This is a genomic window from Stenotrophomonas sp. NPDC077659 (assembly GCF_050268705.1).
Classification (GTDB): domain Bacteria; phylum Pseudomonadota; class Gammaproteobacteria; order Xanthomonadales; family Xanthomonadaceae; genus Stenotrophomonas.
In genome coordinates, this window is sequence record NZ_JBNNHG010000138.1 from 1 (window position 1) to 10264 (window position 10264).

The following is a 10264-nucleotide window of genomic DNA, read 5'->3' on the forward strand; positions in this document are numbered from 1 at the left end:
GACCAACGGTCCGCACCCACCGGCCACGGTAGATCCACGCCATGCGTGGATGAGCCGGGCACCACAGCCACGCATGGCGTGGCTCTACTGGACTTCGAACTCGCCGACCAGGATGCTCTCCGAGCGGTCCTTCAGGCGCATCGTGACCATCTGGTCTTTCTGCTGCGGCGTTCCCCAATGCGTGGTCAGGCGCAGCATCAGGGTGGTGGCACCGGTCACCAGCTGCTGCCGGCTGCCGAAGTAATTGGCCTCCACCTTGTACCGGCCGGGCTTGGCGCTGCGCAGGGAGAACTGCTCGGGGCCATAGCCACCGGTGAAGTCCTGCGACATCTGCCCGCCTTGGTAGGTCAAGCGGTTGCCGTAGTAGGCGCGCTCGCCATTGGGGTCGGTCACCCACAGGTCCATGTCGCTGTTGTCGGCGTCCCAGGCCAGCACCACGCGCAGGTCCAACGGCATGGCCTGCAGCAGGCGCGGGTCGATGCCCCGGGTGTCCAGTGCCGGGCGGCTGCGTGACACCAGATTGGTCAGCTCATCCAGCGCGATCAGGGCGATGCCATCAAAGCGGCGATCCCACGGGCGTACCACGACCTGGTACAGCGGGTGCAGCGCCTGCTGCGGCTTGCCGGCCGCTGCCAGCGCCAGGCCGAGATCACGGAAACTCTGCGGCTCTTCCTGCCCCATCGCCAGCACCTGCTCGAACACCGGCACGGCCAACGTGGGCGCGTCGGCCTGCAGCAGCCGGTAGCCCAGCACGCGCAGCAGATGGCGGTTGTCCAGGTCCATTTCGGCCAGATTGGACAGCACACGCAGCGCCAGCTCACGCTGGTTCTGCTGCAGCAGCAGGTCAGCCACATCAAGGAAGAACGCACTGCTGTCGGCATGCGCGGCGCGCTCGGCCAGATAACGGTCGTACAACCGCGACGGAGGCCCTTGGCGCAGGCGGCGGGCTACCGGGGAATCGGGCTGCCATGCCGCCAGCTGGATACCGAGCTGGCCACGGTTTGCACGCGGCGGCGCTGCCTCGTCAGCCGACCGGCCGCCGCCGATGATATCCAACGCCAACGATTGCGCCGCGGGCGCCTGACGTTGCGCGCGTGCGGCCTCCATCCGTGATTCGGCGGCCACCATCGGCGCGGGCGGCGGTGCGGGGGCCGCCGGTGATGGCGCGGCAAGCAGAGCCATCGGCGCGCTGGCAGGTGCCACATCGGCCAGGATCTCCGTGGCCGCAACCGGCGGCGCCTGCTTCGGCCAACGGCGCTCCCACCACTGCTGGCGCTCCTTCCATTGAGCGGCAATCTTGTCCAAGCGCTGACGGTCCTCGGCCTTTTGGTCGGCCACCTGACGGGCGAAGCTGCGGTCATAGTCAGCGCGCAGCGCACCCGCCGGGCGGATCGCATAGCGCAGGTAGTCCTGCAGGGTTTCCAGCACGATCAGCGAGGTATCCGGGCCGACCAGACCGAACTGCTGTGACAGGCGCTGCATGGCGTCGCGGTTGCCGCGCCGGTCCACGGCCAGCTGCTGCAGGCGCGCCTGTGCCCACAGGCCGGCAATCAGTTCGCCGTCTTCGCTGTGGGTGGTCTGTGGCAGGGCCTGCCATTCACCACCGGCAACACGCACGCGCAGCGGCGCACCGTCTGCCGCCAGACGCGCATGCAGCCATAGCCAGCCCTGCGCTTCGCTGCGGCGATCGATGACCACCGCCTGCACGCCACGCCCGGCGTCGACCTGGATGTCCAGGGGTGCCGACAACAGTTCGCGGGCGGCGGCATCCAGGTCCTGGCCGACCGGCACGAAACGACCGCCGTGCGCTTCGCTCCAACCTCGCAGGCGGGTGGCATCCGTGCGTGCGCCGGCACTGCTGATCGCAAACAGGCGCTGCCCGGCCGACAGCACCGACAAGGCCTGCGGGCCGTAGGTCAGCAGGCCGTCACTGACCAGCAGATACTCCTTCACCCCCGGCTGCGGCTGCCAGTTCGCCAGTGCACTGGCGCCATCGGGCCGGACCTGCTGCAGCACCTGGCGCAGCGCACTCCAGTCGCCGTTGCGGATACGGAAACGGCGCTCGGCTTCAGGACGGTCGCGCAGCACGGTCAACGCCACGCTGCCCTCGCCCATCGCCGCGAAGTAGCGGTCCAGCAGGGCAAACTCGCGTACGCGATCACGCTGCCCGGCCGATCCGGAGCCATCCCACAACAGGCCGACCTCGCGTGGCACCGTGCGCGGCACAACGCTGGCAGCCACCGGCAGCTGCGCCAACAGGTAATGGCCGTCCTGCCACGATGCCACCTGCACCTGGGCCTGTCGTGCTGCAGGCAACGTCCACTGCAACTGCGTGGGCAATTGCGCGCCGCGACCCTGCCAGTGCAGGCGGCCGTCCTGCAATGCGAAGGGCGCTTCTCCCGCCGTGACCGTGGCCGGCGCCTGCAGATCCAGGCTTACCGATGCCGCGCCCGCCGCGAACTGCAGCGGCAGTGTCCATTGCCAACCCTGGCCCGCGAACGCGAGTGGCTCCCTGATCACCACCTGCACGCGGCGGCTGCCACCGGCCGGCAGCGGATAGATGCGCAGGCGGAACTGGTTGCCGGCCGTCTGTTCCAGCAGGCCTGGGTCGACGCCACGGCGCGCGATCTCTTCGAACACCTGGCGAGCGCGATCCTTCGGCACCGGCACCGCCTGGCGCAGCTCACCGTTGATATCCAGCGCAAAACCGCTGATCTGCTGGCCATCGCCCAGCGGGAACTGCAGCTCGCCTTCCAGCGCGCGGCGGTTGGGGTTATGGAATTCCAGGGTGATGCGGGTCTGCGCGATGCCTGCCTGCACCTCACCCTCGATCTGGGCATGCCGCAGCTGGATCGGCTGTTCGGCGGCCGGCGCGACCAGCAACGGGATGCTGGGCTGTGGCCGCACGTTGCCGGACGACTGCGCGCCCGCGGGCCACGCCGCCAGCGCAAGCAGTATGAGGGAGGCACAGCGGGCAAAGACCATGGCACGGCTCCAGTGGGATCGTGGACGGTTCAACGCACCACCAGGCCGAACGGGGTTGAGAAAAAGGGGACGGAGGGGATTAAGTCGTTTATGCACAAACGACTTAATCCCCTCCGTCCCGTTTTTTCAGGCGGGAAGGCAGTGCTCGACGATCAGCTGGATCGCGCTGCCCCCGCGGTAGTCGTCGCAGGCCAGGCGGTAGGCGAGATGCACGTGGCGGCCCGGTGCATTGCCGTGCCAGCCGCCGAAATGGATCGCGTTGATCGTGCCGGGCACGCCGGGCAGGCGCAGTTCCAGCTTCAGATGGCGCTCCTTCAGAACGCGCCAGTTGGTCACCTCGAAGTGGCCGTCGAACAGCGGCTCGGGGAATCCCTGGCCCCACGGCCCGGCAAGGCGGAGCGCATCGGCGTGGCGATGGTCGAGTTCGTCCGCCGCCAGTTCGCCATCGCTGAGTACCTGCTGCTGCAGCGCGGCCGGGTCCAGCACCTCTTCCACGATGGCAATGAAGGCCGCCTCGAACGCGGGCAGATGCTGCAGGCGCATGCTCAGGCCGGCCGCCATCGCGTGGCCACCGAAGCGTTCGACCAGCCCCGGATGCCGCGCATCGACCAGCGCCAGCGCGTCACGGATGTGCAGGCCCGGGATGGAACGGGCCGACCCACGCAGGGTATCGGCGCCAGGCTCGGCCGGTGCAAAGGCAATCACCGGGCGGTGCAGGCGGTCCTTCATCTTCGAGGCCACCAGACCGACCACGCCGGGGTGCCAGTCGGCATCGAACAGGCAGGCCGCCACCGGGCGCTGGCCTTCGGTCTGCAGTACCGCGCGCGACAGTGCCTGCTCGGCATCGTCGGTCATCGACTGCTGCACGGCGCGGCGCTCGGCGTTGATCTGCTCCAGGGTCTGGGCAATGTCGCGGGCCTGGCGCGGGTCTTCGGTCAGCAGCAGGGCGATGCCCAGCGCCATGTCCTCAAGGCGGCCAGCCGCGTTCAGGCGCGGGCCGAGGGCAAATCCGATGTCGGTGGCTGTCAGTCCTGCGGCATCGCGGCCGCTGGCTTCGATCAGCGCCTTCAGGCCGATGCAGCCCTGCCCCGCACGCAACCGGCGCAGCCCCGCGCTGACCAGGGCCCGGTTGTTGGCGTCCAACGCCACAAGGTCGGCCACGGTGCCCACCGCCACCAGATCCAGCAGCGTCGTCAGGTCCGGGCCCTTGCCATCGGCAAAAACACCGGCCCCGCGCATCTGCCGGCGCAGCGCCATCAGCACATAGAAGATGACGCCGACGCCGGCCAGCGACTTGCTGGGGAAGCCGTCGCCTTCCAGATTCGGATCGACGATGACATCGGCCGGCGGCAACCGGGGCCCCGGCAGATGGTGGTCGGTGACCAGCACCTGCCAGCCACGCGCCTTGGCCGCGTTGACGCCGGCATGGCAGGCAATGCCATGGTCGACGGTCACCAGCAGGTCCGGCTGCAACGCCGCCAGTTCTTCCACCAGCGAGGGCGACAGGCCGTAGCCGTGCACCATGCGGTTGGGCACGGCATGGAACACGTGCTGCGCGCCGAGCATGCGCAGGCCGCGCACGCCGACCGCACACGCCGTGGCGCCATCGCAGTCGAAATCGCCCACCACCAGGATGCGCTTGTCGTGAGCGATGGCATCCACCAGCAGCGCGACGGCCGCATCGATGCCGGTGAGCAGTTCAGGCGCATGCAGGTTGCCCAGGCGCGGCAGCGCAAGTTCCGGCGTGGTCGCGCCACGGTTGGCATAAAGGCGGGCCAGCAGGGGCAGCGTGCCGTCGGGCCACGGACCCGGCGGCACCGGCTCGCGGCGGCGGATCATCGGGGTATCGGACACGGACGGCGCAGCATCGGCGGCAAGAGACATCGGCATCGCCGGGTTGCGGAAGACGCCACCATGATAACGCGGGGCGACTGCCCTGACCCCGGCCCTGGCGTTTGGATTTCGCCGCCACATCTTCCATGCTTGCTGGCCCCGAAATGGATGTCACCCCATGCATCGCATGTTGTTCCTGGCCCTCGCCCTGGCTCCCGCCGCCCATGCCGCCACGCCCGAACCAAGAGCCGGTGTGGCGTTCGACCACAACGACTGGTCGCTGGCCTGTGACAACACCCGCACCTGCCGCGCTGCCGGTTACAGTCCTGAGGAAGCCGGCAACCTGCTGAGCCTGATGCTGGAACGTGCAGGCGGCCCCAACGCGCCGGTCGTCGCACGCCTGCGCAATGGCGAGGACGGTGAGAGCCCGATGCCAACGGGGGCGCTGCGCCTGCGCCTGAATGGCAAGGATCTCGGCCCCGTGCAGGACACCGGCGATTCGGAAAAGGTACTGCTGAAACCGGCGCAGACAGACGCCCTGGTCGCCGCCCTGCCCCGCCAGGCGCGCATCGAGGTCATCGATGGCAACGGCAAGGGATGGCCGATCTCCGACAGTGGCGCCACCGCAGTACTTCTGAAGATGGATGAGGCACAGGGCCGGCTGGGTACGCCCGGCGCGCTGGTGCGCCGTGGCGACAAAGCCGAAACCAGCGTACCCGCGGCACTGCCGGTGCCGGTGATCGTGCGCGGCAGACTGGTGGCGCCGCGCAGTTCCGATGCGGCGCTGGCCAAGATCCCGGCGCTGCGCAAATCGATGATCACCAGCCTGCCGAACGCTGACGAGTGCACACGGCTGAGCGAGGGCGAGGGCGAGGGCGAGGACGATGAGATCGGGATCCAGCGGCTCGATGCCACGCACGTGCTGGCCAGCACCCGCTGCTTCATGGGGGCCTACAACTTCAGCAGCGGCTATTGGGTGGTACAGGACAAGGCGCCGTACCAGGCGCAGTTCGTGACCTCCGATGCGGAGGACTTTGATCGCGACGATGCCACGCTGCGTGGACGCTTCCGGGGCCGCGGCATCGGCGACTGCTTCTCCGGCCACGATTGGGTCTGGGATGGCGCGCGCTTCGTGAAAAGCAGCGAATTCACGACCGGACAGTGCCGCGGCGTGGCGGGCGGGCATTGGCAGCTGCCCACTGTGGTTACCGCGGTGAAATGAAAAAAGCCGAGCATGGCGCGGCTCTACAGCAGATCCACGCCATGCGTGGATGGCCCCGGTAGTTTCACGCCATGCGTGGATGCAACCCCGCTCAATCGTGCAGCTGGCGCGGCTTCTTCCAGAACTGCCAGCGCTGGCGACGGTCCAGCTGGAACTGGAGGCCGTCCTCGAAATCCAGCACGAGTCGCTGCAGCTCGCCGCGCTGCAGGGCCACCAGCAGCGGGCGGATCGCATCATTGCCCAACTGCTGCAGCGAGCGCAGCTGGCGCAGGTCCACCAGTGCATCCACCGACTGCTCTCCATCCACCGATACGCCAGCCGCCAAGGCAAGGCCCTGCAGCAGAGCATCGCGGCTGCGCACCTGTACGTGTGGAGTCGTCACCGACACCGGCATCACCCCGCCGCCCCAGAACCACAGGGAATTGATCGGCTGTTGGCCCTGCGCGGCACGCTGCTGGTTCCACGAATGGGTGTGCAGCAGTACCTGCGCTTCGGTCATCAGGGCACGCCAGCGCCGGCCGGGCTCGCCATCAGGCAGGTGCGAGAACAGATCACCGCCCAGCACCTCGTCGGGGCTGTCAAAGGACGGTAGTTCGATGTCGATCGGCAGGCGCAGATACCAGCGTGCCGGGTCCGGCGCATCCAATACGAAACCGGCATCGGCGAACAACGGTTGCAGCACCGGCAACAGAGCCAGCGTGTCGGCCAGGGTCGGACGCAGCGTTTCGCCGTGGCCCATCATGCGCGCCCCGTGCATGTCCGGCACCATGCAGGCCGGATCCGCGCGCAGCCAGCAGGCGCCGGCGGCGTCGCCGACATCACGCTGGCGGGTCAGTGCGGCCACCGGCCAATGCGAAGCGGCCACGGTGAAGTGGCGCTGCAGCTGGGCGCGTTCACCCGCGTCCCCCTGCACGGCGGTGGCACGGCCAAGCGCACGCGCCACATCGTCCGGCAGCGCAGCCGCGGCAAAGCGGCTGCGTGCGGGCAACAGCAGGGTCGCCGTTGCCACCCGTCAGTCCACGTAGCTGACGCTGACGATCTCGTACTCGCGCTGGCCGGCCGGGGCGTCGATCACGATCGAGTCGCCCTCCAGCTTGCCGATCATCGCGCGCGCCACCGGCGAGGAAATCGCGATCAGGCCCAGCTTGATGTCCGCTTCCAGGTCACCGACGATCTGGTACTTCTTCTCTTCGTCGGTTTCCACATCGGCCAGGACCACGCTGGCACCGAACACCACCTTCGAGCCGGCATTGAGCTTGCTCACGTCGATGATCTCGGCGTGCGACAGCTCACCTTCCAGCTGCTTGATGCGCCCTTCGATGAAGCCCTGTTCCTCGCGCGCGGCGTGGTACTCGGCGTTTTCCTTGAGGTCGCCATGCTCACGCGCTTCGGCGATGGCCGCAATGACCTTCGGGCGCTTGACCGACTTCAGGTGATCCAGTTCTTCGCGCAGCTTCTGCGCACCCTTCATGGTGATCGGGGCTCTCATGCATTCAACTCCTTGTGCAGCTCCTGCAGCGACCAGACGGGGCCGGTGCCGCGGAATTCCAGTGAATCCACCAGCGCCTTCGCGCCGGCAATGGTGGTCGAATAGGTGACGCGATGCTGCAGCGCCTCGCGACGGATCGAGAACGAATCGTTGATCGCCGCACGGCCTTCGGTCGTGTTGACGATGTAGACGATCTCTCCGTTCTTGATCGAATCGACGATGTGCGGGCGGCCTTCCACCACCTTGTTGATGATTTCGCAGTCCATGCCGTGCTGCTGCAGCCACGCGGCAGTGCCACGGGTGGCGACCAGGGTGTAGCCCCGCGCGAGCAGGGCCTTGGCCACCGGCAGCACGCGCTTCTTGTCCGGGTCACGCACCGACACGAATGCCTTGCCGACCGGGGGGGCCTTGATGCTGCCCGCTTCCTGCGCACGCGCGAAGGCGGCATTGAAGGTGCGGCCAACACCCATCACTTCACCGGTGGAGCGCATTTCCGGCCCGAGGATCGGGTCAACACCCTGGAACTTGGCGAACGGGAAGATCGCCTCCTTCACCGAGTAGTAATCCGGCACGATTTCCTTGGTCGCGCCTTGCTCTTCCAGAGTCTTGCCGGCCATGCAGCGCGCGGCGATCTTGGCCAGCGCCATGCCGGTGGCCTTGGACACGAATGGCACAGTACGCGAGGCGCGCGGGTTCACTTCCAGCAGGTAGATGGTGTCTTCGCCCTCTTCGCTGGTCTGGATCGCAAACTGGGTGTTCATCAGGCCGACCACGTTCAGGGCCTTGGCCAGCTCCACCACCTGGCGGCGCAGTTCGGCCTGGGTCTTGGCCGACAGCGAGTACGGCGGCAGCGAGCAGGACGAGTCACCCGAGTGCACACCGGCTTCTTCGATGTGCTCCATCACGCCGCCGATCAGGACGTTGCCGTCCTTGTCAGCGATGATGTCCACATCGCATTCCACGGCGTTGTCCAGGAAGCGGTCCAGCAGCACCGGCGAATCGTTGGACACCTTCACTGCGTCACGCACATAGCGGGCCAGGTCGGATTCGCCGTAGACGATTTCCATCGCGCGGCCGCCCAGCACGTAACTCGGGCGCACCACCAGCGGGTAGCCGATCTCGCGCGCCAGCAGCAGGGCTTCCTGGTCGTTGCGGGCGATGCGGTTCGGCGGCTGCTTCAGGCCGAGCGAGTCGACCAGCTGCTGGAAGCGTTCGCGGTCTTCGGCCAGATCGATGGAATCCGGGCTGGTGCCGATGACCGGCACGCCATTGGCTTCCAGCGCGCGCGCCAGCTTCAGCGGGGTCTGGCCGCCGTACTGGACGATCACGCCCTTGGGCTGTTCCAGTTCGACGATTTCCAGCACGTCTTCCAGGGTCAGCGGTTCGAAGTACAGGCGGTCGGAGGTGTCGTAGTCGGTCGACACGGTTTCCGGGTTGCAGTTGACCATGATGGTTTCATAGCCATCCTCGCGCAGCGCCAGTGCGGCGTGCACGCAGCAGTAGTCGAACTCGATGCCCTGGCCGATGCGGTTCGGACCACCGCCGAGGATCATGATCTTGTCGCGGTTGGTCGGCGCAGCCTCGCACTCATCCTCGTAGGTCGAGTACAGGTAGGCGGTACCGGTGGAGAATTCACCGGCACACGAATCCACGCGCTTGTAGACCGGGCGCACCTTGTGCGCACGACGCAGCGCGCGGATGGCCGCTTCGTTGGTGCCGGTCAGCTGGGCCAGGCGGGCGTCGGAGAAACCGGCGCGCTTGAGCTTGCGCAGGCGCGCGGCGTCCAGCGCGTCGATGCCACCGGCAGCGACGTCGCCTTCCGCAGCGATGATTTCCTCGATCTGGTCCAGGAACCAATGGTCGATGAAGGACAGCGCGTAGATCTCTTCCACGCTCATGCCGGCGCGGAACGCATCGGCCACGTAGAACAGGCGCTCCGGGCCCGGGGCCTTCAACTCGCGGCGCAGGGTCTGCAGATCGTCTTCGCTGGACAGGTCCAGACCCGTCGGGTCGAAGCCGACCTTGCCGGTTTCCAGGCCGCGCAGGGCCTTCTGCACCGATTCCTGGAAGGTGCGGCCCATCGCCATCACCTCGCCCACCGACTTCATCTGGGTGGTCAGGCGGGCGTCGGCAGCCGGGAACTTCTCGAAAGCGAAGCGCGGGATCTTGGTGACGACGTAGTCGATGGACGGCTCGAAAGAGGCCGGGGTCAGGCCGCCGGTGATCTCGTTCTTCAGTTCGTCCAGGGTGTAACCCACGGCCAGCTTGGCGGCGACTTTGGCGATCGGGAAGCCGGTGGCCTTGGACGCCAGCGCCGAGGAACGCGACACGCGCGGGTTCATTTCGATGACGACCACGCGGCCGGTCTTCGGGTTGATGCCGAACTGCACGTTCGAACCACCGGTATCGACGCCGATCTTGCGCAGCACGGCGATGGAGGCATCGCGCAGGCGCTGGTATTCCTTGTCGGTCAGGGTCTGGGCCGGGGCCACGGTGATCGAGTCACCGGTGTGCACGCCCATCGGGTCCAGGTTCTCGATCGAGCAGACGATGATGCAGTTGTCCGCGGTATCGCGGACCACTTCCATCTCGAATTCCTTCCAGCCCAGCACCGACTCTTCCACCAGCACTTCGGTGGTCGGCGACAGTTCCAGGCCGCGGCTGACGATCTCTACCAGCTCTGCTACCTAGAGCTGATGCGCAGACTCAACATCGACCTGTGGTTCGCCGATCCG

The 10264-nt window shown here is 67.4% G+C and carries 5 protein-coding genes and 1 pseudogene; 1 reads left to right on the top strand and 5 read right to left on the bottom strand.

Annotation, left to right across the window (positions count from 1 at the left end; genetic code table 11):
• Positions 1 to 84: 84 nt before the first annotated feature.
• Both ACQKDV_RS15855 and recJ read right to left on the bottom strand, forming a co-directional pair.
• Positions 85 to 2985 (bottom strand): VIT domain-containing protein, encoded by a 2901-nt coding sequence (locus tag ACQKDV_RS15855; RefSeq protein ID WP_427784984.1) that lies wholly within the window; start codon positions 2983 to 2985, stop codon positions 85 to 87.
• 126 nt (positions 2986 to 3111) lie between these two features.
• Complete coding sequence (recJ, locus tag ACQKDV_RS15860) at positions 3112 to 4869, bottom strand: single-stranded-DNA-specific exonuclease RecJ (RefSeq protein WP_427784986.1); 1758 nt, start codon at positions 4867 to 4869, stop codon at positions 3112 to 3114.
• A 127-nt stretch (positions 4870 to 4996) separates the two neighbouring features.
• Here recJ and ACQKDV_RS15865 point away from each other — a divergent pair, with 127 nt between their 5' ends.
• Positions 4997 to 6040 carry a DUF1176 domain-containing protein gene (locus tag ACQKDV_RS15865; RefSeq protein ID WP_427784987.1) on the top strand — a complete coding sequence of 348 codons (1044 nt, stop codon included), beginning with the start codon at positions 4997 to 4999 and terminating at the stop codon, positions 6038 to 6040.
• Positions 6041 to 6131: 91 nt separating this feature from the next.
• Here ACQKDV_RS15865 and ACQKDV_RS15870 read toward each other — a convergent pair whose 3' ends face one another.
• The 3 genes and pseudogenes from ACQKDV_RS15870 to carB all read right to left on the bottom strand — a co-directional run.
• Positions 6132 to 7049 carry a phosphoglycerate mutase gene (locus ACQKDV_RS15870; protein ID WP_427784988.1) on the bottom strand — a complete coding sequence of 306 codons (918 nt, stop codon included), beginning with the start codon at positions 7047 to 7049 and terminating at the stop codon, positions 6132 to 6134.
• Between the two features lie 3 nt (positions 7050 to 7052).
• Complete coding sequence (gene greA / locus ACQKDV_RS15875) at positions 7053 to 7517, bottom strand: transcription elongation factor GreA (protein WP_427784990.1); 465 nt, start codon at positions 7515 to 7517, stop codon at positions 7053 to 7055.
• A gap of 8 nt (positions 7518 to 7525) precedes the next feature.
• Positions 7526 to 10210: pseudogene (gene carB / locus ACQKDV_RS15880) on the bottom strand (carbamoyl-phosphate synthase large subunit); the annotation flags it as partial.
• Between the last annotated feature and the right edge of the window lie 54 nt (positions 10211 to 10264).

Coding starts and splice junctions, on each gene's coding strand:
- ACQKDV_RS15865 (WP_427784987.1), top strand. CDS start 4,997: ATGCATCGCATGTTGTTCCTGGCCCTCGCCCTGGCTCCCGCCGCCCAT.
- ACQKDV_RS15855 (WP_427784984.1), bottom strand. CDS start 2,985: ATGGTCTTTGCCCGCTGTGCCTCCCTCATACTGCTTGCGCTGGCGGCG.
- recJ (WP_427784986.1), bottom strand. CDS start 4,869: ATGTCTCTTGCCGCCGATGCTGCGCCGTCCGTGTCCGATACCCCGATG.